Below are 22,659 nucleotides of genomic sequence, written 5' to 3'. Positions count from 1 at the left end.
GCGCCGGCGCCGCGCGGCGACGCAACGCGCGACGCGCTCGCGGCGATGGCCGCGGCTGCGGGCCGCGCCGGCAGCGCAAGCGCTGCGCCGCTGGCGCAAGGCGCGCACCGCGCGCGCCTGCGCGAAGCGGCCGCACAGCTTGCCGCAGGCGCTGGCGAGCTCGCGGGGCTCGCGCCGTTAGCGAGCATTTGCCGCTCGCTGCAGGAAAAGGCTGAGCGTCTGCAGCAGAGCCGCTTTACAATCGCGCTGTTCGGTGCGTTCAGCGCGGGCAAATCCTCTTTCGCCAATGCGTTGATCGGCGAAAGGGTACTGCCAGTCTCGCCGAATCCGACGACAGCGGCGATTAACAAAATTATGCCGCCCGAGCCGGAGAACGGCTGGCCGCACGGCACAGCCAAAATACAGATGAAGAGCAATGAGCGTCTAGCAGACGATATCCGCTACTCCTTAGAGGTTCTTGGCATTCAGGTTAATGGTTTATCAGATAGCCTTGCCGCTATTGGCCGTTTGACAGCAGATCAAGTGTCAGCCAAAGGCAAACCTCACTATACCTTTCTAAAGGCAGTAGAAAACGGTTGGGCGGCTGTAAAAAACGACTTGGGCCGTGAACTTAAAGTAGATGCAGAACAATTTGCTCTTTATGCTGCGGATGAAAGTAAGTCATGTTTTGTCGAGTTGATCGAGCTGTATTATTCTAATCCATTGACCGATCAAGGTATTGTATTAGTCGACACCCCAGGGGCTGATTCAATCAACGCTCGACATACGGGTGTGGCGTTTAACTATATCAAAAATGCGGATGCCATCTTGTTTGTTACTTATTATAATCATGCATTTTCACATGCTGACCGTCAGTTCCTGCTGCAATTGGGCAGGGTCAAAGATAGCTTTGAGCTTGATAAAATGTTCTTTATCGTTAATGCAGCTGACCTGGCTTCATCAACGGATGAGCTTGAAGGTGTTGTAGCCCATGTTCAGAGCAATCTGCAGCAGCATGGAATCCGAAATCCGAGAATTTATCCGTTATCAAGCTATTACGCATTGGAAGGTAAGCTTGCTGAGGATGAAAAGACTATTCAAGCGTCAGGAATAGCTGCATTCGAGCAGGATTTTGTGAGATTTAGCTTGGAGGAGCTTACGGATATCGCTATCAGGTCGGGACAGGCCGATCTGGGGCGCGCCGCAGATGTACTGCAGCAGTGGATTATCGGGGCACAATCCGACGAGAGTGCGCGGCTCGAACGTGCCTCAGCCATTCGTCTTGCTCTGGATGAAGCTGTTACTAAGCTTCGAGAAATTTCGACAGAGCCGGAGGAAAGAGAACTCCGCAAGGAAATAGATGAACTGTTATATTATGTCAAGCAGCGTGAAACGTATCGCTTCGGTGAACTATTTCTGCATGCTTTCAATCCTGCCGTATTCCGGGAAGAAGGGCGCGATATTAAAGCTACTATGGAATTGGCGTGGGATGATCTGCGGCGTATGATTTCTTTTGATTTATCCCAAGAAATTTTGGCTACTACCCTCCGAATTGAAAATGCGATCAATAGCACAGCCAAAAAAAGAAGGCATCAGTGGTCACAGTCTTTCGGCCGGGAGCTTACAACCTTTCAGTATTCCGAATATGAGCCCAAGGTATTTGAAACGCCTCAGGAAACAGAGTCATTTACTGCGGATTCCGTACAGGTGAAATGGCTGGCAGGCTTTTATAAAAATGCAAAGCAGTTTTTCGAAGGTGACGGAAAACAAAAGCTGCGGACAGAGCTGGAAGCGAAATTGAACGATCCATTTGCCGTCTATGTACAATCACAGGCGGATCGGCTTGATCAAGCTTATCGAGTCCAATTGCAGTCGTGGTACCAGGCGTTATCCGAGCAATTGCAAACCGAATTGCAGGAATATGCAGTTGGGCAATTGGCCGCCCTGGAAACGCAGATTGATATCGTTGAGCTAAAAAATAAGCACGAGAAATTAGTCAATTATTATTTAAAACCAAATAAATAAGGTTGTGCCAGGATCGGCTGTCTGAAAAAGGACAGCCGATTTTCATTGTTTTTATGAAAGGGGATTCATATGGCGGCAAAAGGTACTATGATCGTGAAAAAAGTGGATTGTGTCATCATTTCGTAAAGATTTGGGGTATTATCTCCCTATAAGGAGAATTATGGGAAATGAGGTTGTTGCCGCTCCCCATGGATGGTGTTAAGATTCTAAAAAAGCGAACGCTTTCGGTGGCAGCGCGATCTGCATCGGAAGCAATTTTTGCTTTTGAGGCTTTTTTGGCCTCAGATTATGCTTGGAAGAAATGCTTTGCTCAAGCAACTCAGTCATGATTGCGATGCCAGTTTTCTAGGCTGGCGCAAAAAAACTCTTAGGAGGATCCAATGGAAGTCTTTAGGCAGCTAAAGGAGTATTACTGGTCTGAAAGAAAGTTATTACTTGCTTCGATTTTGTCGTTGATGACCGCAACGGCATTGGGATTGGTTTATCCCAACTTGCTTCGTTATTTGATAGACGAAGTAATAACAAAGAAACAGTTCTCCTTGGTGCCTGGTCTGTCTTTGCTGGTAGTGGGCGTAGTTACATGCAAGGCGATTTTTCAGTTTGTGCATGGATTAATGAGCGCAAGGCTCGGAAACAAAACAGCTTTTAATCTTAGAAATGCATTGTATGAGAAGCTGCAGTATTTATCCTTTCAATACTACGACAAAGCAAGAACAGGGGATTTAATGTCTCGTCTTACTGCAGATTTGCAAGCTGTCCGTGATTTTATCGGATTTGGTTTTGTTCAAATATTAAACGTGCTTATGATGTTTGTATTTGGAACGACCATGCTGTTAACAATCAATTGGCAGCTCACGCTGATCACAATGATTACAATGCCATTCCTTGTATTCACCGCGATTCGCTTTGAGGGTAAGATCCATCCAGCGTTTCGTTCGATCCGCAAATCTATGAGCTCTATGACGACGTCTGTACAGGAAAACATAACGGGTGTACGTACTGTAAAATCATTTGCCCGCGAGCCTCATGAAATTACGAAGTTCTCGGAAAGAAATGAAGATTACAGAATGAATAACGTGACTACGTCAGGCATTTGGGCTCGATATTTTCCATTAATGGAGATTCTTGCAAATTTAAGCGTTGTCTTTTTACTTGCAAGCGGCGGGTACATGGTTATCCACAATATGATCACATTAGGAGAGCTGGTCGCCTGTTTTAGTCTGATCTGGTATATTATCGGTCCTATGTGGCAAATTGGTTTTCATATCAATAACTACACGCAATCCAAAGCGGCAGGCGAACGGCTTCTTGAGATTTTACACCATTATGTCCATGTGAAAAACAAAGACAATGCCATTGAGCTAACTTCGGATAGGGTCAAGGGACATGTTCGCTTCGAGGATGTGACGTTTGCTTATACAGACCAGCAGGCTGCTCTGCAGCATTTTAAAGTGGATGCGCCTCCAGGCTCGGTAATAGGTCTTTTGGGAGGTACGGGCTCCGGAAAATCAACAGTCATTCAGCTGTTGCTTCGCGCGTATAATGTCAAAGAAGGTCGAATTACGTTGGACGGCTTGGATATTAGGGATGTTACGCTTGAGAGTTTGAGGGAACAAATGGCTATTGTATTCCAGGAAACCTTTCTATTTTCATCTACAATTCGCAATAATATTGCCTATGGAGTTCGAAATGTGACGATGGATCAGATCGTTCAAGCGGCAAAGCTTGCTAAAGCGCATGATTTCATTATGGAGCTTCCATTAGGCTACGACACTATTGTCGGCGAGCGTGGTATGGGTCTTTCGGGAGGGCAAAAGCAGCGGATTGCTATTGCAAGAGCGCTTCTCACCAATCCGAAAATATTAATTCTGGACGATGCAACAAGCGCTGTCGATATGGAAACCGAGCATGAAATTCAAATGGGTTTTCAAGAGGTTATGAAAGGCAGAACAACCTTTATTATTGCCCACCGAATATCTTCGTTGAAGCACGCGGATGAAATTATTGTGCTGGATCAAGGCCGGATCGTTCAAAGAGGGACGCATGATCAGCTGATGAAGCAAGAAGGCCCTTATTTGGAAACTTATAAAATTCAATTTGCCGATCAAGCGGATGCCGTTTTACTGGAAGAAACAATCGAAGAGCTTCTTGTATCACATCAGGATCAGCAGGCGGAGAATCAAGTGGCCGCTGCGGGTCAACAGAACTCCGGGAGGTACATACAGTGAGTGAGTCAGTGAAACAAACGGTACAAACCGATGGAGATGAGCAATCAGGCAGACGGTTTGTTTATCAGGACGATGAATTGCTAGATAAGGGATTTGACTGGGTTCAGGTTAAACGTCTTGGACAATATTTAAAGCCCTATTCCAAACAAATACTTCCTGTCATTATTACGATGATGATAGTTGGTGCTTTAACAAAGCTGTTGAACCCGTTATTAATCGCTTATGCAATCGATAATGTACTTCGTGAGAGCGCGCCTCGTCATGGAGACACTGCTTTGCTGTTTCAATGTGTTGCAGGCATGCTTTCCTTGTACTTCATTCAGTGGGCGGCGAATAATTATCGAATCCGGTTTACGAATAAAGTCGGGCAGAAAGTGATTTATGACCTTCGTCATGACTTGTTCAAAAACATTCAAAGCTTATCCTTCCGGTTTTTTGATAAACGTCCTGCCGGTTCAATTCTTGTGAGAATTACGAACTATGTAAACTCATTGCAGGATTTGTTCACGAACGGCGTGGTTAACCTGATGATTGATTGTGTGCAGCTGTTAGGTATCATTTTCATTCTATTGTTCTACAATGTTAAATTGGGTACGGCCATTATCGTTACGGTTCCGATTATGTTTATGGTTTCCACCAAGCTGCGTGTCCTGATTAGGCGTTCCTGGCAGGTTGTGCAAACAAAGCAATCCCGAATTAATGCGCATCTGAACGAATGCATACAAGGCATCAAAGTGACACAGGCGTTTACTCAGGAAAAAGAAAATATAGCTTTTTTTGATCAAATGAATCTGGATAACCATAAATCTTGGCAGCGGGCTTCCAATTTAAATCAGGCTTTCAACCCCATTATTGAGGTGACGGGAGCTATCGGCTACTGTATCCTGTTCTGGTTTGGAGCCTATTTAATTCAACAAGAAGAAATAACGATAGGCTTATTGGTTGCTTTTGCTACTTACATCGGGCATTTTTGGGAGCCGATTAACCGACTGGGGCAAATGTACTCTCAAATGCTGATTGCAATGGCGTCATCTGAACGGATCTTTGAGTTTATCGACGAGAAGCCGAATGTAGCTGAGGCGGCGAATGCAAAAGAGCTGCCGAAAGTGAAGGGTGACATCGAACTGTCGAAAGTAGAGTTCGAATATGAGCCTGGCCGTAAAGCACTCAAGGGAATTGATTTGAGTGTAAAAGCAGGTGAATCGATCGCTCTTGTAGGTCACACGGGCTCTGGCAAGAGCACTATTATTAATCTGCTATGCCGTTTCTATGATATTACCAGTGGGAGCATTACCATAGACGGTCACGATATTCGTGATGTAACGGTATCAAGCTTACGCTCACAGGTAGGTATCGTGCTTCAGGATACGTTTATTTTCTCCGGTACTATTCGGGACAACATTCGTTTCGGGCGGCTGGATGCGACAGATGAAGAAGTTGAATTCGCGGCCAAAGCCGTTAGGGCGCATGATTTTATCGTTAACTTGCCATTAGGCTATGATACCGAGGTCCAGGAGAGAGGGAACGTCCTTTCTATGGGGCAGAGGCAGCTAATTTCGTTCGCTCGTGCTTTATTAGCCGATCCACGCGTCCTAATATTGGATGAGGCGACGGCCAGTATTGATACGGAAACAGAATTGAAAATTCAAGAGGCGCTGAAGACGCTGCTTGCTGGAAGAACTTCGTTTATCATCGCTCACAGATTGTCGACAATCAGAGGCGCTGATAAAATTATCGTGCTGGATCATGGGGTTATGATGGAGCAGGGCACTCATGAGGAATTATTGGCGCATAAAGGCATCTATCATGGACTGATACAGGCTCAATATCGGTTTCTGAGGGAAGTGGGATAGGACTATTTTAAAGAATTTAAAACATGTGAACATTTATTCATAGTACGGGTATTTCGGGAAAGGGATGGTACTCCAAAGCTCTTGAAATTCCAAGTTGTCTATTAATTTAGATTGCGGTAACAACTTGGTTTCAAAGGCAGCCGTAAGCTTTCCATACCATTCCCTTATCCCTACATACCCATATGAAGAAGTATTCACAAACCTGGATTTCTTAAAAAAGTTCCAATTTTATTAGAGCTAGAAAGACAAGACGCCCTGTATTGTGGGGCGTCTTGTTTAAGATTGTAGAAAGTATAAAATCTTTACAGCACTCAGGAATGAAGAATGGGCGAGCACCCTGCCCTACATACATGAGAGCTTAAGATCTTTAACGTACTCCATGATCAGGGGGGGATTTTATACAGATAGCGGCGAAGTAGCGCAATGATGCACCGTGGAGTATTTAGTATGGAACTGAGAGTTCCGTTATTCCATCAGCCGCCTCCAATCTGGGGCGATAGCGGAAGAGGGAATTCCGTTATATTGGCCGAATTGGAGCATTAATACACAAAAACAGAGCAATAACGGAACTGGCTGTTCCCTTATCACTCTGTTTTCTGGACATTTCAGGTGATAAAGGAACAATTACTTCCGCATTGTCCTTCACTTCCGTGGGTGCAGTACTGGAATGTTCTTTAGGGTTATGTTTAAGGTGTGGGTGAGGAGTGTGAGCGTTCGCCCTGTTCGTCAACTCCGGGGACTGATTGGTAAATCGACTGGCAGGCTTTTTAAGAGGAGATTGCTGCGGGGATTGAATTAGTTGGAGGGGGGGGCAATGAATTATTTACTTTCATCAATTACTCATTGAGTGAACACTGGTATTCTCCCAAATTTAGGCCGCCAGATCAAATCAGTTGGTATCAACAGATTGGCATATAAAGTCCGCTCCCTGTTGTATTTAGTGCTAATCAGCACCACTTAAGAATAGACTAGGAAAAGGTTGTTTACTTTCCACCATTACACCGATTTACGGGAGGTACAAGTGGACTATACAACAGGCTGGAAAATAGAAAAGAAGTTGATACTTAGCTGCGGAAGCTTGGCTGTTATTGCTTTCTTTTTTGCAATTGTATACATGTATACGCTGCAGCATACGGTGACGCGATACCGCGTTATTGTTGGCATGGAAGCAGTTGGTACCGTGAGCAGTCCAAACATTGTTTGGGATTGGTTCGAGCAGAAAAAAACATGGACAAAGCAGCAATATCCGACGGTTCAAGCTGAAGCAAAGCTGGCGGACTTACAATTTATTGAAGAACGGGAGTATAAAGCAACTTATGATAATTCGGGTGTAATTGCTGAACTGGAAAAAAGAATCAGGACACAAATGAAAGGTGTACAAATTCGAATAGATGATAAGCCGTTGGGAGTCGTTAAAGATGAAGCCGCGGCGCAACAATTATTGGAACAGGTCAAGCAAAAAATGTTGAAAGCTAGCACAAATGGAAAGGTTCGTATTTTGTCCGAATCAGCTTCTTCAGGTGTTGTTACTGCTTCAGCAGCAGCAATAGCAACAGAATCAGAACATAAGCTTGAGGAGAATATGACTCCCCTATTTGAATCCGTTCAATTTGTTCAAAAAGTCGATTTTGTCTCTCTTGAAATAAAGCCTGAGGATATCGGAGATAGCGATGCTATGTTAAGAAAAGTTGAAACTGGCGATGTGCAGCCGTTCAAATATAAGGTCGTTTCAGGTGATTGCGTATCCTGCATCGCTTATAAACTGAAAATTAACAAGCAGGTCATTTATGATAATAATCCTTGGATTAAAAACAATTTGATCCGTGTAGGAGATGTTTTGGATTTAACGGTGCTGCAGCCGCTGCTATCGGTTAAAACAATCGAAAAACGCATAGAAAGCTTTGAAGTGCCGTATGAGGTTGTATATGTAGAAGATTCTACCATGAAAGCTGGTCTCAAAGAAACGTTATTCCCTGGTGAAACTGGGCTAAAAGAGGTCACTTACTTAACAACCCGTATAAATGGTGATTTCAAGGAGGAGATGGCGGCTGCTGAAACTATCCTGCGTCCTAGCGTTCAAGCTATCGTCAGAAAGGGGACGAAAGTAATTCCTGGAGTAGGCACGGGAACCCTTGCCTGGCCCATATATAGAGCCAAATTAACTAGCGAGTTCGGTAAACGTTGGGGAGCTTTTCACCCAGGCACAGACATGGTTTCTGAGAATAAAACGATTATGGCCGCTGATCATGGAAAGACGGTTTTTGCCGGATGGAAAAATGGTTATGGAAATTGTATTATAATTGATCATCAGAATGGGTTAAGCACACTTTATGGTCACCTAAGCAAGCTCTCCGTAAGTGAGGGGGAGATAGTGCAGAAAGGCGAAAAGATCGGGATCATGGGTACCACAGGCAATTCTACAGGAGTTCACCTTCATTTTGAGGTACATAAAGGAGACGAGCAGGAAAATCCGCTGAACTACTTGGGCAGCTTATAATATTAAGATTAAATATTTAGGCTGGAGGCTGCTGCTTCCGGTCTATTTGTCAAACATTTGCAAATTGGTTCGCGAACCGCTACTCTAAAAATGGAAGTGCAATAGATGTCGAAGGATGGAGAAAGGGAGGAGTCGTCTTGTTATCCACTCGTTTTTTGTGGCGCACGATTGGGTTGGCCGCACTTGTGTCCACTTTGCTATGTATTTTTGGATTTGTTTATGCAATCAACCAGATTATATTTCCAACGAAGGCTGATAATATGGGAGTAGCAGCCCCTCAAGAAACGGTCAAGCCTAAGGAGACTTCCTTTGCTGCCAAGGATAAGATTCAAATTGTTGCTCTGGGAGATTCATTAACAGCCGGAACAGGCGATTTGTCAGGCCGCGGGTATGTGGGACAAGCAAAAGAGAAGCTGGAGAAACAGCTCGGTAAGCCAGTGTTTATTTTAAATAATTTTGCGATACCAGGTTTTAGGACAAGCAACTTGCTGAAAGATATGCAGGAGAAAAAAGGGATTGATACGGCTCTTTCGCAAGCGGATCTGATTGTGCTGACAATTGGCGGTAATGATCTGTTTGAGGGCGGACAAGGAGTTTTCAATGGGCAATCCGATGAAAGCTTTAATCCGAAAGCTGCACTTGAACGGATGCCGGACGGTTTAAAACGTTTGGAGCAAATACTAGACCATGTAGCTAAGCAAAATCCTACTGCTGTTATCTGTTATGTCGGGTTATATCATCCTTTTCTAGATATCGATCCCAACAGAGAGGGCTCTTTGATTATTCAAAAATGGAATCTGAGTGCCTTTGAAATTGCAAATCGCTATCCGAACATGGTGGTGGTCCCGACATTCGATTTATTTGAGCTTAACTTAAGCAAATACTTGTATACAGATCACTTCCATCCGAATCAAGACGGTTACGAACGTATAGCTGAACGGATTGCGCAAATAGTAAAATAACCCTCTTTAACAAACTCTTTTATTATCGTAATAAGGAGAAGCTTGCATGGAAAAACAACGGGAAGTTGTCTTATCAGTTAAAAATGTAAAGAAATCCATCAGAGGTAAAGAGATCATAAAAGGGATATCGTTTGAGATATACGGCGGTGAAATTTTTGGCTTCTTAGGCCCTAATGGCTCAGGAAAAACGACTACTATTCGTATGCTGGTCGATCTGATTGCCCCAAGCGAGGGCTCAATTTCAATTTGCGGCTATGATGTTCACAAAAATCATAATGAAGCGCTGCAATACGTCGGCTGTATTGTAGAAAACCCAGAGCTTTATTCATATTTGACGGGCTGGGAGAACCTCGAACATTTCGCCAGAATGCTTCCGAATGTATCGGACAAGCGCATTCAGGAAGTGGTCGATATTGTAGGGATGGACGCCCGAATTCATGATACTGTAAGGACCTATTCATTAGGCATGCGTCAACGGCTTGGGATTGCCCAAGCACTCCTTAATAGTCCGAAGCTGCTTATTTTGGACGAGCCAACCAATGGCTTGGACCCGCAAGGAATCAAAGAAATGCGGGAGTTTATCCAGCAGCTGGCCAAAACCGGATTAAGCTTGTTTGTTTCGAGCCATCTGTTAAGCGAGATTCAACAAATGTGCGATAGGGTAGCTATTATTAGCCATGGAGAAGTCATTAAGGTTGGTAAGGTGGATGCACTTATCGATGAATCCGCAAGCCGTGTTGTATGGCGGATATCTCCGCTGGGAAAGGCATTGGAGGTTCTACGAGGACAGCCCGATGTGCAGATTTTGAGCTCTTCAGAAGCGGAATCAGGAGAAGCTGATAGCTTGGCAGCAACGGTGGTGACTCAGTTAAGTCCGGAAATGGTTCCTTCATTGACACGCTTGTTGATTGAGTCGGATGTTCAGCTGTATGGAGTGGAGACGAAAAGTCCAACACTGGAGGATCTATTTTTGAGCTTAACGGAGGGGAAGAGCATTGGTTAGTTTATATCCTTTGGTTAAAAACGAATGCATCAAAATCGTTAAGAAAAAACGACTGCTGGTCGTGTTGCTAATATTGGCCGCACTCATACCTATGTTTACTTTTGCCCAGATGAAGGTTGCTCAAAATAATCTCAAGCAGTTTGGAACGAAAGATTGGCGTGCGGAGCAGAGGCAGAAAATTACGGATTACACAAGGAGTATCGGGAGCGCACGCGTACCTGAGGAATGGAAGCAGTTTCGTAGGGTTGAAGTCATACTGGCCCAGTATTACTTGGATAAAGATGTGAATCCTGCAGAACCTAACGGGGTAACCTTTACAAGAGAATTTCTTAAAAATGCTGTCGGTTTGTTCATACCTTTAATGATTATGGTGATCGCTTCCGACCTTGTGTCCTCCGAGCACTCAACCGGAACTATCAAGCTGCTGCTGACGAGACCTGTTGAACGATGGAAAATTTTAATGAGCAAACTGATCAGTATTATATTGTTTACTTCTCTGATTGTAACCTGCACGGCCTTGCTTTGTTATCTCATATCCGGTATTGTATTTGGCTACGGAGGTTGGGATATGCCGATCTTCTTTGGATTTAAAGTTGTCGGTACCGAAGTGGATACTTCTTATGTTCGTCCAGTGGATCAATGGCTTTATCTTATCATGGAATTCGGTTTGGTTTGGTACTCTGCGCTGATCGTAGCGGTGATGTCTTTGATGGTTTCAGTTATGATACGCAGTACGGCCGCTGGGATGGGATTGATGCTGGCTGTGCTAATTTCGGGTACAATACTGACGAATATGGTGTCTTCGTGGGAGACCGCAAAATATTTATTTATGGTCAATTTGCGGTTAACTGATTATTTAACAGGCAGCCTTCCGCCCATAAAGGGTATGGATTTACCGTTTTCTTTGATGGTACTAACGGCATGGGGAGCTGCGTCCATAATTGCATCATTTGTAGTATTTACGAAAAAAGATATATTGAACTAACGGTACAAGATGTTATAATGCACAATAGAAACTAGAGCTAGAGAAATAATGTGACAATCAACTTCGTGTAGTTTATAAGAATGGTTGCACATAAGGGGAGGCTGCGATGGCGGAACAACTCGATTTGTTTGCTAACAAAACAACCACGCGGACGGATTACGACGCTGACGATATTCAAGTGCTTGAAGGGCTTGTAGCGGTCCGAAAAAGACCAGGTATGTACATAGGGAGCACTAGCTCCTCCGGGCTTCATCATTTGGTGTGGGAAATAGTGGATAATGCCGTTGACGAACACTTGGCCAAATTTTGTTCCAAGATAGACGTGACGATTCATAAGGACCAATCTATTACGGTTCAAGATAATGGACGTGGGATTCCTACAGGGATGCATAAAACAGGTATTCCGACGCCACAAGTTGTCTTTACGATTCTGCATGCCGGCGGAAAATTCGGCGGTGGAGGATACAAGAAATCCGGAGGCTTGCATGGTGTAGGAGCATCTGTTACTAATGCGCTTTCCGAATGGCTGGAAGTTATTATTTATCGCGATGGGAAGACACATCGCCAACGGTTTGAATATTGGGTGGACGAGAAAGGCGTAGAGCATGTTGGCGAACCGACATCCGGACTCGAGATCATAGGAAATACAAGACAGACGGGAACGAAGGTTACCTTTAAACCGGATAAACGCGTATTTCAAGCCGGTATAGCGGTTAATTACGATACTTTGCTTGAACGGCTTCAAGAAATTGCATTCTTGAATTCAGGCTTGCAAGTGACTGTCAAGGATGAGCGAGCCGATAAGCAAGAAACATTCCAGTACGAAGGTGGCGCAAGCCAGTTCGTCCAATTTTTGAATGAAGAAAAAACGGTGCTGCACGAAGTTATTCATTTCACAGCGGAAAAGGATGATATCGAGGTAGAGGTAGCACTTCAGTATAATGACGGTTACACGGAAACGCTGGTTTCGTTTGTTAACTCTATACCTACCCGTGGCGGCGGTACGCATGAGACGGGCTTTAAAACAGCTTATACACGAGTGATGAATGACTATGCGCGTAAAACGGCTGTTCTGAAAGAGAAGGATAAAAATCTGGACGGTCAAGATTTGCGCGAAGGCATGATGGTCGTCATCAATATCAAGATGGGCGAGGTTGAATTCGTCGGTCAAACGAAGGATCAATTAGGCAGTGCGATAGCTCGAAGCGTTGTAGATTCAATCGTATCTGAGAAGATGGCTGTATTCCTGGAAGAAAATCCTCAAACCGCGCAGATGGTGATGAAGAAGGCTGTTCAATCGGCTAAAGCTCGTGAGGCTGCACGAAAAGCACGCGAAGAGGTGCGCAGCGGCAAGAAGGGCAAGAGCGAGAGCTCTAACCTTGGAGGCAAGCTGACCCCGGCACAATCGAAGGATCATACCAAAAATGAGTTGTTTATCGTAGAGGGAGATTCTGCGGGAGGCTCTGCCAAGCAAGGCCGTGACTCCAAGCATCAAGCTATTTTGCCATTGAAGGGCAAGCCGATGAATCCGGAGAAGGCAAAGCTTCTTGATATTATGAAAAACGATGAATATAAAGCGATCATTGCGACGATTGGAGCGGGGGTAGGTCCTGAATTCGATGCAACGGAGAGCAATTATGCCAAAATCATCATCATGACGGATGCTGATACGGACGGTGCGCATATTCAGGTGCTGCTCCTTACCTTCTTTTATCGTTATATGAAGCCATTAATAGATGCTGGGAAGGTTTATATCGCTCAACCGCCATTGTACAAAGTAACCAAAAAAGCTGGCAAAAACAGCTCGGTTAACTATGCTTGGACCGATGAACAGCTGAATAAGCTGACAAAGGAATTGGGCAAAAATATCGAATTGCAGCGCTATAAAGGCTTGGGTGAGATGAATCCTGACCAGCTGTGGGAGACAACCATGGATCCAGCGACAAGGACGATGCTGCAGGTGCAGATTGAGGACGCGGCAAAAGCTGAACGGCGTGTATCTACGCTGATGGGTGATAAAGTAGACCCGCGCAAGCGTTGGATTATCGAGAATGTCGACTTTACCGAGTTCGAGGAGTAGATAAACTGTGACAATATTGGAAAATTTTTTACCTGCATTTTTGGAGGAAGTAGTTGGAGACCGATTCGGCCGCTATTCCAAATACATTATACAAGACCGCGCGATTCCTGATGTGCGGGACGGCTTGAAGCCTGTACAGCGTCGTATTCTATATGCTATGTACGATGCTGGCAATACGCCTGATAAGCCTTACAGCAAGTCTGCCAAAACAGTCGGGTATGTAATGGGTAATTACCATCCTCACGGAGATTCGTCAATCTATGATGGAATGGTACGGATGGCGCAGCCTTGGAAGATGGGGCATACATTGGTCGATGGTCACGGAAACTGGGGATCACAAGATGATGATCCTCCTGCAGCAATGCGTTATACCGAGGCGCGGTTGTCCGAAATTGCTATGGAGCTGCTACGTGACATTGAAAAACGTACAGTGCTGTTTAAGGATAATTTCGACAATACGACCAAGGAGCCTGTGGTTCTGCCGGCGCGTTATCCGAATTTATTGGTTAACGGAGTTAGCGGCATCTCCTCCGGTTTTGCAACGGAAATACCGCCTCATAACCTTCGTGAGGTAATCGATGCATGTATAGCCATGATCGACAAGCCAGGTATGGAGCTTGAAGAGCTGATGCAGATCGTCAAAGGACCGGATTTCCCGACCGGCGGTATCATTATGGGCTCCGATGGCATTCGTGAAGCTTATCGCACAGGAAAAGGGCGGATTTATGTCCGGTCTCGTACAGAGATTGAAAATATGCGCGGCGGGCTTCAACAAATCGTCATTTCTGAAATTCCTTACCAAGTCGTCAAATCACGTCTAGTTACGGCTATGGAAAATATACGGATTGAGAAGAAAATTGAAGGCATCGCCTTGGTACGGGACGAAAGCGGACGTCAAGGTTTGCGAATCGTTGTCGAACTGAAGAAAGAGGCGGATGCACAAGGTATTCTTGCTTATTTGTTGAAAAAAACCGATCTTCAGGTTACTTATAATTTCAACATGGTTGCTATTGTTAATAAAACTCCTAAGCAGCTGGGCATACAGGATATTATTCACGCTTACATTCAACATCAGAAGGAAGTAGTGACGCATCGTACACGCTATGACCTGGACAAGGCTGAGGATCGGGCGCATGTGCTGGAAGGGCTGGCCAAGGCATTAAACATTTTGGACGAGGTTATAGCAGCGATCAAGGCATCTAAAAACCGGTTGGATGCACAAAATAACTTGGTTGCTATGTTCGGCTTTACAGAGCGTCAAGCCGATGCCATTCTGACCTTGCAGCTGTATCGTTTGACCAATTTGGAAATCCACTCCATCGAGAAGGAGCTTAAGGATGTCCAAAAAACGATAGCACTTTTGAACTCCATCTTGAACAGTGAAAAGAAGCTGCTATCGGTTATCAAGGATGAGATGACAGCAATTCGCAATAAATATGGCGTAGACCGCCGATCTGACATTCAAGATGAGGTGGATGAGCTCAAGGTTAACCTTGAGGTTATGGTAAGCGCTGAAGATGTATATGTTACCTTATCCAATGAAGGATACATTAAGCGGACAAGCAAGATGTCCTTTATTCGATCAGGCGGGGAAATTGAGAAAACAGGTCTCAAGGATGGCGATTATGTACGCTACCTTCTGGAAGTAAATACTCTGGAGAATCTGCTCATTTTTACGCAAAAGGGACAGTTTTATCTGCTGCCGGTTCATCAGGTTCAGGAGTACAAATGGAAGGAAAACGGCACAGCCATTGTGAATGTTATTCCTATTTCCAAAGATGACCGGATCGTCAATGTGATCCCGGTGAAGGATTTCGAAGAACCTGGCCGGTCGGTCGTATTTGTTACCAAACGCGGACAGGTAAAGCGGACCGAGCTCAAGGAATATTTCACCAACCGATCGATTGGCATTGTAGGTTGCAAGGTCGGGGATAACGATGCAATATTTGAAGTACGTCTAAGCAGCAACGATCAAGATATCATGCTCGTATCCAAGCAAGGTATGGCCATTCGCTTTGCGGAAACGGAAGTGAACCCGATGGGACGGGCGGCTGCCGGTGTTCGTGGTATTCAATTGAAGGATGATGATGAAGTCATCAGCGCCGAATGGATCAAAGGGGAGGAAGGCGAACTGCTTGTTGTTTCCGACCTCGGCTACGCGAAACGTTCGCTTGTTCTTGATTACCCTGTTCAGGGTCGTGGAGGCAAGGGAATTGTCACCTTTGAATTCAGAGATGGCAAGCGCGTGAAGCCTAACGGCAATCAGCTTGTGAAAGCCTTCATCGTCAAAGAGGAGCTGCTGATTACCGCATTCCTACAAAGTGGTGAACGTATCTCATTTTCTTCAGAGAAAACGCCGATAGAACAGCGCAAATCAACAGGTAGACAGGTTGTTACCGTTAATAAACCAGACCTGATTTCCGATTTGTTGAAGAGCGATTAGAGTTGAATTAATCGTAGCTATTGTAATGAGCTTCATGTTTTTCAATAAATTCCAAAAATAATTTCAATACGGCCCATACCGGCATCGATTCGTCCAATCGGTCGAGCCATTGTGGGTCGTTTATTATGCCTGATTGTAATGCCTGTTCCCCGATAAGCTGTTTCCAATCTTCCATCTCCCAATCACTCCTTACACGAATTGACAAGCCCCGCCTCTAGTCAAATACCTATGCTGCATTATATGTTGAAACGAGTCTAATGTTCCTGTTATTTATCGATTAATGTCTTAAAGTATTTATGATATTAACCTTTAAACGTAAGAAAGGTAGTGATATAATAAAAATAACAAACGAGGAAAAATTTTGGAGTTGAAAACAGGAGTGATAATCTGTGGTAACCCAAGAATTTGCTAAGCTATGGTGGAAGCTGTCCAAGGATCTTCATACCCATATGGATGCGGAGCTCGCGCCGTCCTTAACTGAAGGGCAGTTAACGGTCTTAGAATTGCTTTTGAACCGGGATCGAATGAAGCCTTCAGATTTTATCGAATTTCTAGCAACAACCCCTGCTGCGATTACTACACTATTGGATCGGATGGAAAAGGCGAATCTGGTTACACGGGAGCGAGATGAGAAGGATCGCCGTATCGTATGGGTGCAGGTCTCGGAGAAGGGAAGAGCGGAATGCGAGCGCGGAATGCAAATTCGTGAACGGTTTCTGCAAAGCTATTTGAGCCGGATATCTTCACATAATCAACAGCTGTTGGTTTATCTTCTCGGCAAGGTAGCGAATGCATAATAGTGAGAGTTCAAAAAGTCGCTGAAATTTTTTGAGGGTTGCTATTTTTCCAGATTAGGTTACAATTGTTTTTAACGAAGAAAGCTGTGTGTGACTGGCGGAGCATGGGGAACCATGAGGGAGCACATAGGGTACAGAGCCGTACGCCTGGGCAAAGGTAAGGGAGCATATATCCCTTGCCTTTTTCTGTTCTTAATCGAGACGAAGGGTTGGGAAAACATGACAACAAAAAGCATTATATTAGACGGAGCTCAAGTAGCGGATACCATCAAGGCACAATTGACTAAAAGGATTGAACGGCTGGCAGACAAAGGAGTTACCCCCTGCTTGGCGACAGTTATTGTAGGGGATGATCCTGCTTCTGAAACCTATGTGAGAATGAAAGGAAACGCATGCAAGAGGATTGGGATTGTATCGAAGCGGATTCAGCTTGCCAAGGATACCACTACGGCACAACTGCTGGAGGTTATTCAACAGCTCAATAATGATCCTCTTGTCCATGGCATTTTATTGCAGCATCCGGTTCCATCCCCTATTGACGAAAGAGCAGCCTTCGATACAATAAGCATCGATAAAGACGTAGATGGAGTTACTACGTTGGGTTTCGCTCAGACGGCTTTTGGAATTGGGGCCTTTCCATCCTGCACACCGGCAGCTATTGTAGCGATATTAGATGCATATAACATTTCTATCGAAGGCAAGCATGCTGTAGTTATCGGGAGAAGTCCAATTCTCGGTAAACCTGTATCCCTAATGCTGTTGAACCGGAATGCAACGGTAACGGTATGCCATTCCAAAACGCAGCATCTGGATCAGATCGTAAAGTCAGCGGATATCGTTGTTGCAGCAGTAGGCAGACCCAAATTTGTGCAAGGCGACTGGATTAAGCCTGGAGCTGTAGTCATGGATGCCGGTTACAATAAAGGGAATATCGGTGATGTGGATTATGATGCATGCTTGCGAAATGCAAGTGCGATTACACCGGTACCGGCAGGTGTAGGACCCGTAACTATCGCAATGCTGCTTAAGCATACCGTTGATGCAGCCGAGAGGACTCATATTCCTACAGTATAGATGTATACTGAAAAGCATGAGGAGCAGCCTTAAATCGCGAGAGAGGTTGTTTCATAAGCCAAACTTTAAAAAGTGAGGTATAATTGAACTCGATGATTTATAGGGATCTTTTTTATAGGAGGGGAATCCGTGAGCGAGATCGCGATTCTAGAGCTGGATTGCTTACAGAAATCCATTTTCCAAGAAAAACCGAAAACCTTGTTTCAAGGGATTACTGCGAGGATTGAGGAGCCTTCAATAATCGCAGTGCTAGGAGTCTCCGGGCAAGGGAAAAGCACGCTGCTGCGTATCCTGGGCAGGCTGGATACAGCAGATGCGGGGACTGTAAGCTATCGTGGGCGACTTTCCAGCATATGGCGTCCTCATGCTTGGAGAATGAAGGTGAGCTATGTGGCTCAGCTATCGGTTATGCTATCGGGTAGTGTGGAGGATAATTTGCGAGCAGCAAGCTTTATCCATAACCAGCCGTTTGATAATCAACTGGCAGTAGAACTGATGGGCAAGGTAGGACTTGGCAGCATGGATTGGAATAAACAAGCAGCCGATCTTTCCGGTGGTGAGAAGCAAAGGGTAGCTTTGGTACGATCCATGCTGCTAAGGCCGGAAGTGCTTCTATTGGATGAAATCACCGCTTCTCTTGATTTGCATAGTAAGATAGCGGTTCAAGAGCTGTTAATGGAATGGCAAAGAAAAGAAGAAAGCACGATTATTTGGGTAACACATGATTTGGAGCAAGCGCGACTAACAAGCGATCGCGTTTGGTTCATGGGAGAGCAAACATTGCTGGAGCAGAAGGATACCGTTGATTTCTTTACGAGCCCGGAATCTGAAATTGCCCGCCAGTTTTTGCAAATTACGCGGGAGGAAGCTAATTAATTATGTCCAATCTTGCGTTAGGCTTTACTCTTGTTTTTATCGTTATTACAATTCTTGTGTCCATGTGGCAGAAGCTGGGTTTAGAAAAAGATATTATTATAGGGACGATTCGTTCAGCCGTTCAATTATTGCTTGTAGGGTATTTGCTGCAGTTTGTTTTTAATGCTAACCACCCGGCATTTTTAATCCTTATTTTATGTGCCATGATTATTATTGCAGCTTGGAATGCAAGCCATCGGGCAAAAGGAGTCGCAGGCATCCGATGGCGGATCATTCTGGCTATAGGGATCACAGAAGGGCTAACGATGGGACTGCTGCTGACACTGGGTATTATTGATCCGACTCCTCAATATATCATACCTGTGAGCGGCATTATCATTGGCAACGCTATGGTTGTATCCGGTTTATATTTGAACCAAATGAAACGGGAGATCCAAACGTCGAGGGGGCAGATTGAGACTTTGCTTTCGCTTGGAGCGACAATGCGTCAGGCTATTCAGGAATCGTTAAAACGCTCTGTGAAGGCAAGCATGATCCCAACTATCGATGGAATGAAGACAATGGGTCTTGTGCAGCTGCCAGGAATGATGACGGGGATGATTGTAGCAGGAGCCAATCCGGTAGAAGCGGTGCGTTACCAGGTACTCATTGTATTTACGATTATTGCAGCAGCGGCGTTGTCAAGTATTGTCCTCAGTATGATCAGCTATAAGCTGTGGTTTACGAGCGATGAGCAGCTGCGTTCGACGGTATAAATACAACGGCTTTCAATGAAACATAAAAAAACGACCGCTTATAAGCGATCGTTCCACATTATCCAAGGAAATGCTGCAGGAGGCGCTGAGGTAAAGCTCAGCGTCTCTTTTGTAACCGGATGCTCAAAGCTGAGCTCGGTTGACCATAAAGCGATTTGCTGACCGGGCTTGGTTAGATGCGCTCCATAGCGCTGATCTCCGACCAAGGGACAGCCAATGGTTGCGAATTGGACACGGATTTGATGCGATCTGCCGGTATGCAGCTCGATCTCGACGAGTGAGAGTCCATCCATATGGTCTATCACTCGGTAATCCAATATGGCTTCTTTGGCTCCTGGTTTGCCGGGAGGTACAGCGGATACCATATTGGTTTTAGTATCCTTAAGCAAATAATGGGTCAACGTACCGAATGGCTGTTTAGGCTTTCCGTTGATGACCGCTGTATAATGCTTGCGGATCGTACGTGTCCTAACCGCATCAGAGAGCCGGGATGCGGCCTTCGAGGTTTTGGCGAACACCATGACGCCGCCGACAGGCCGATCTAACCGGTGTACCAGCCCCAAGTATACGTTGCCCGGCTTGTTATGCCGATGCTTGAGATCCTGCTTGATCATGGTAAGAAGATCAGGATCGTGGGAATCGTCCTCCTGTGTCGGCACGTTCACCGGTTTGACGATCACTATGACATGATTGTCCTCGTATAGAACTGGGATGGAGGGAAGAGCGGCTTGAGCCATTGGCTACGCCTCCCAGCGGCCCAGGATGCCGCAGGGCAGCATCAGCTTCGAAGCCGTAATCGGCAGCCCGATTTCTCCGCAGGTTATATTGCCGCCATATTTGTTGCCAAGCGACAAAGCCAAAATGTTTTTCAAAACCGTCGCGGAAATGCCGGTCGTATACGAGTTAATAAGGAAAAACAACGGACGGTCCGACATGATTTGCATACATGATTCTACAAATGGAAACAGGTTCGTTTCAAGCTTCCAGGTTTCTCCGTTTGGTCCGCGGCCGTAAGAGGGAGGGTCCATAATGATAGCATCGTACTGGCTTCCCCGGCGCTGCTCTCGTTGTACGAACTTAAATACATCATCTGTAATAAATCTCACCGGACGGTCTCCCAGACCGGATAATTGAACATTCTCCTTGGCCCATTGCACGACTCCTTTGGATGCGTCCACATGACAAACCTCGGCTCCGGCATAGGCGCAGGCGACAGAAGCTCCACCTGTATAAGCAAATAGATTCAGGACACGGATCTTGCGTCCCGCTCCTTGAATTTTATCAATCATCCATTTCCAGTTAGCTGCTTGCTCAGGGAATAATCCTGTATGCTTGAAGCTGGTTGGCTTAATATGAAATGATAATTTATCGTAGGCGATGGTCCAGCGTTCCGGGATTTGCTTCTTATAGTCCCATTCTCCGCCGCCGCTGGAGCTCCTATGGTAATGGGCATCTGGATTTTTCCACAATCCGCTCTCTTTGGCTAGCGGCCAAATGATCTGTGGATCCGGTCTGCGCAATATGATGTCACCCCAGCGCTCCAGCTTTTCTCCTTCGCCAGTATCAATAACCTCGTAATCCTTCCAATCGTGTGCTGCAAACATGACGTTACCTTCTTTCTATCATTTTCCGAAAATCCATTCTTGACAATCCTATCTATTGTACACGAATTTATATCGAGAAAAAAGGAGTAAACAAATTTGCAAAGGAAACTTCATTTTTGTCTATACTAGATAGTATTTTACAATAATCTTAATGCAAAAAGACTGGAGTCGCCTCCAGCCTCTTAGTAGATCCATATTATTTAGTTAGATCAATGCTCTCGATAAGTCCTGGCAGCTCATTTGTGGAGAACTGCTGGAAGCTTGAGTTGATCAGTCTCTTTTTGATGCTGTCCGGGGCTTGTACATAAGGAGTGTAGCCACGTGATTCTACGCGCATGATATGGTAGCCGAATTGTGTTTTAACGGGCTCGCTAATCGTTTTTACCGGCAATTCAATCGCTGCCTTCTTAAATTCAGGGACCCATTCGCTTACAGCAGCATTTTCGTAATAACCGCCATTTGACTTGGAGCCCTCATCCTCTGAGTACTCTCTGGCTACAGCGGCAAAATCAGCACCGCCCTTGAGCTTTTCCTGTACTTCCTTCACTTTTTTGTCGACTTCTTCTGCAGGACGTGTTGCACCTTGTTCATCTCTGAAATTGATTAGGATGTGGCTGACAGAGGCCGCTATATAGTCCGTGTTGTTGTTGCTTACTTCCTTATCGTACATAACCTTGGCAGGAACCGCCAAAGCTTTCTGCGAACCAATCACATTATCAAGATAATCGCGCAGATCCTCTTCAGTCAGGTTTAATTTGGCTAGAAAGGCTGCTGAGCCCTGGTCGCCGCTAAGTTCTTCAATATATCCCTTTAAGCTGTTGAGCTGCTTGGTTACAGCCTTAGGAAGCAATTCTTTATCCTCACTGGTCATTCGGCCGTACAAAATCTTGCTTGCAACAAATTGTTTAAGCAGGGAAGTCTTATAGTTAATATCAGCATTCGCCGATATATCCTGTTGATTAAGCAGACTAATAATATTCATATACTTCTCAAAATCGCCAAGTGTAACCTGCCCGTCTTTATAAACGGCAACGATACTGCTTAAATCGATTTTGCGACCTACATAAATGGTTTCATTGTCGCCGTCCCAAGTTACTTCCTTACCCAGTGCTTCGCTTACAAAGCGTAGCGGAACATAAGTGGTACCGTTATAGATAAAGCTATCATCCGCCGGTTTTTTCTGTTGACCATCAAACATATATTTGATGTTTTTAAAATATACTTCAATTTGTGTCCCGCTGGCATATGCTATCGACCCTGTCATCATAACACCAATCGACAAGCCCAGAACGAGTCCTTTAAACTTATCATTCATATCTTATTTATCCACCTTTCTTTTCTCCAGTGTGCTCTGTGGTTATACGGTATAAAAAGCACACTAAATACATATTCCTCTTCAATCGACAAATTCCTGCTTTTTTTGGTTAAAAGGATATTAGGCCAGCTGCCGGATGTCGATTAATAAGAAAAAGTATATTTAGTCAAAAGAGAGGATTTT

Annotated in this window: 17 protein-coding genes and 1 riboswitch; of the genes, 13 read left to right on the top strand and 4 right to left on the bottom strand. The window is 45.0% G+C overall.

Features of this window, described 5'->3' with window-relative positions:
• From ACFQ0C_RS32850 to gyrA, 9 genes are all read left to right on the top strand, one after another.
• Positions 1-2,004, top strand: a 2,004-nt coding sequence (locus tag ACFQ0C_RS32850; protein WP_379373233.1) for a dynamin family protein, incomplete at its 5' end; no start/stop codon positions are given.
• Positions 2,005-2,384: 380 nt separating this feature from the next.
• Complete coding sequence (locus tag ACFQ0C_RS32845) at positions 2,385-4,232, top strand: ABC transporter ATP-binding protein (protein ID WP_379373231.1); 1,848 nt, start codon at positions 2,385-2,387, stop codon at positions 4,230-4,232.
• On the top strand, positions 4,229-6,085 hold the full coding sequence (locus ACFQ0C_RS32840; RefSeq protein ID WP_379373229.1) for an ABC transporter ATP-binding protein: 1,857 nt from the start codon (positions 4,229-4,231) through the stop codon (positions 6,083-6,085). The genes ACFQ0C_RS32845 and ACFQ0C_RS32840 overlap by 4 nt, the downstream gene beginning before the upstream one ends.
• Positions 6,086-7,106: 1,021 nt before the next feature.
• Positions 7,107-8,582: a peptidoglycan DD-metalloendopeptidase family protein gene (locus ACFQ0C_RS32835; protein ID WP_379373227.1), complete on the top strand. Its 1,476-nt coding sequence runs from the start codon at positions 7,107-7,109 to the stop codon at positions 8,580-8,582.
• Positions 8,583-8,719: 137 nt separating this feature from the next.
• Positions 8,720-9,544: a GDSL-type esterase/lipase family protein gene (locus ACFQ0C_RS32830; RefSeq protein ID WP_379373225.1), complete on the top strand. Its 825-nt coding sequence runs from the start codon at positions 8,720-8,722 to the stop codon at positions 9,542-9,544.
• A gap of 46 nt (positions 9,545-9,590) precedes the next feature.
• Positions 9,591-10,547, top strand: coding sequence for an ABC transporter ATP-binding protein (locus ACFQ0C_RS32825; RefSeq protein ID WP_379373223.1), 957 nt, complete (start codon positions 9,591-9,593; stop codon positions 10,545-10,547).
• A complete protein-coding gene (locus ACFQ0C_RS32820) occupies positions 10,540-11,532 on the top strand; it encodes an ABC transporter permease (protein ID WP_379373221.1) in 993 nt (330 codons plus the stop codon). Before ACFQ0C_RS32825 ends, ACFQ0C_RS32820 begins: the two co-directional genes overlap by 8 nt.
• Before the next feature lie 106 nt (positions 11,533-11,638).
• Positions 11,639-13,612 carry a DNA topoisomerase IV subunit B gene (gene parE, locus ACFQ0C_RS32815; RefSeq protein ID WP_258216084.1) on the top strand — a complete coding sequence of 658 codons (1,974 nt, stop codon included), beginning with the start codon at positions 11,639-11,641 and terminating at the stop codon, positions 13,610-13,612.
• Between the two features lie 7 nt (positions 13,613-13,619).
• Positions 13,620-16,055, top strand: coding sequence for a DNA gyrase subunit A (gyrA, locus tag ACFQ0C_RS32810; protein WP_379373218.1), 2,436 nt, complete (start codon positions 13,620-13,622; stop codon positions 16,053-16,055).
• Positions 16,056-16,062: 7 nt separating this feature from the next.
• Here gyrA and ACFQ0C_RS32805 read toward each other — a convergent pair whose 3' ends face one another.
• Positions 16,063-16,230, bottom strand: a complete 168-nt coding sequence (locus tag ACFQ0C_RS32805) for a hypothetical protein (RefSeq protein ID WP_258216086.1) — start codon at positions 16,228-16,230, stop codon at positions 16,063-16,065.
• 214 nt (positions 16,231-16,444) lie between these two features.
• On the opposite strand from ACFQ0C_RS32805, the gene ACFQ0C_RS32800 reads away from it, so the two are divergent.
• From ACFQ0C_RS32800 to ACFQ0C_RS32785, 4 genes are all read left to right on the top strand, one after another.
• Positions 16,445-16,852: a MarR family winged helix-turn-helix transcriptional regulator gene (locus ACFQ0C_RS32800; protein WP_258216087.1), complete on the top strand. Its 408-nt coding sequence runs from the start codon at positions 16,445-16,447 to the stop codon at positions 16,850-16,852.
• Between the two features lie 80 nt (positions 16,853-16,932).
• A riboswitch (ZMP/ZTP riboswitch) is annotated at positions 16,933-17,012 on the top strand.
• A 59-nt stretch (positions 17,013-17,071) separates the two neighbouring features.
• Entirely contained in the window at positions 17,072-17,926 is an 855-nt protein-coding gene (locus tag ACFQ0C_RS32795) for a bifunctional 5,10-methylenetetrahydrofolate dehydrogenase/5,10-methenyltetrahydrofolate cyclohydrolase (protein ID WP_379373215.1), read from the top strand.
• 129 nt (positions 17,927-18,055) lie between these two features.
• Complete coding sequence (locus tag ACFQ0C_RS32790) at positions 18,056-18,802, top strand: ABC transporter ATP-binding protein (RefSeq protein WP_379373213.1); 747 nt, start codon at positions 18,056-18,058, stop codon at positions 18,800-18,802.
• Between the two features lie 2 nt (positions 18,803-18,804).
• The gene (locus tag ACFQ0C_RS32785; protein WP_379373211.1) at positions 18,805-19,557 is read left to right on the top strand and encodes an ABC transporter permease; all 753 of its coding nucleotides are present in this window, start codon (positions 18,805-18,807) and stop codon (positions 19,555-19,557) included.
• 38 nt (positions 19,558-19,595) lie between these two features.
• On the opposite strand, the gene ACFQ0C_RS32780 is transcribed toward ACFQ0C_RS32785, so the two are convergent.
• From ACFQ0C_RS32780 to ACFQ0C_RS32770, 3 genes are all read right to left on the bottom strand, one after another.
• The gene (locus ACFQ0C_RS32780) at positions 19,596-20,294 is read right to left on the bottom strand and encodes an RluA family pseudouridine synthase (protein WP_379373209.1); all 699 of its coding nucleotides are present in this window, start codon (positions 20,292-20,294) and stop codon (positions 19,596-19,598) included.
• Between the two features lie 3 nt (positions 20,295-20,297).
• The gene (locus ACFQ0C_RS32775; RefSeq protein ID WP_258216092.1) at positions 20,298-21,161 is read right to left on the bottom strand and encodes a class I SAM-dependent methyltransferase; all 864 of its coding nucleotides are present in this window, start codon (positions 21,159-21,161) and stop codon (positions 20,298-20,300) included.
• A 196-nt stretch (positions 21,162-21,357) separates the two neighbouring features.
• On the bottom strand, positions 21,358-22,476 hold the full coding sequence (locus ACFQ0C_RS32770) for a peptidylprolyl isomerase (protein ID WP_379373207.1): 1,119 nt from the start codon (positions 22,474-22,476) through the stop codon (positions 21,358-21,360).
• Positions 22,477-22,659: the final 183 nt, after the last annotated feature.

The sequence above is a fragment of the Paenibacillus sp. GCM10027630 genome, assembly GCF_042676305.1.
GTDB lineage: Bacteria > Bacillota > Bacilli > Paenibacillales > NBRC-103111 > Paenibacillus_S.
The sequence above is the reverse complement of the archived record's forward strand: the minus strand, read 5'-3'. Positions and strand labels throughout refer to the sequence as shown.

Bases quoted from the DNA above. Each gene is read 5' to 3' on its own strand.
- ACFQ0C_RS32845 (WP_379373231.1), top strand. From the start codon at position 2,385: ATGGAAGTCTTTAGGCAGCTAAAGGAGTATTACTGGTCTGAAAGAAAG.
- ACFQ0C_RS32825 (WP_379373223.1), top strand. From the start codon at position 9,591: ATGGAAAAACAACGGGAAGTTGTCTTATCAGTTAAAAATGTAAAGAAA.
- parE (WP_258216084.1), top strand. From the start codon at position 11,639: ATGGCGGAACAACTCGATTTGTTTGCTAACAAAACAACCACGCGGACG.
- ACFQ0C_RS32805 (WP_258216086.1), bottom strand. From the start codon at position 16,230: ATGGAAGATTGGAAACAGCTTATCGGGGAACAGGCATTACAATCAGGC.
- ACFQ0C_RS32795 (WP_379373215.1), top strand. From the start codon at position 17,072: ATGACAACAAAAAGCATTATATTAGACGGAGCTCAAGTAGCGGATACC.
- ACFQ0C_RS32785 (WP_379373211.1), top strand. From the start codon at position 18,805: ATGTCCAATCTTGCGTTAGGCTTTACTCTTGTTTTTATCGTTATTACA.
- ACFQ0C_RS32780 (WP_379373209.1), bottom strand. From the start codon at position 20,294: ATGGCTCAAGCCGCTCTTCCCTCCATCCCAGTTCTATACGAGGACAAT.
- ACFQ0C_RS32775 (WP_258216092.1), bottom strand. From the start codon at position 21,161: ATGTTTGCAGCACACGATTGGAAGGATTACGAGGTTATTGATACTGGC.
- ACFQ0C_RS32770 (WP_379373207.1), bottom strand. From the start codon at position 22,476: ATGAATGATAAGTTTAAAGGACTCGTTCTGGGCTTGTCGATTGGTGTT.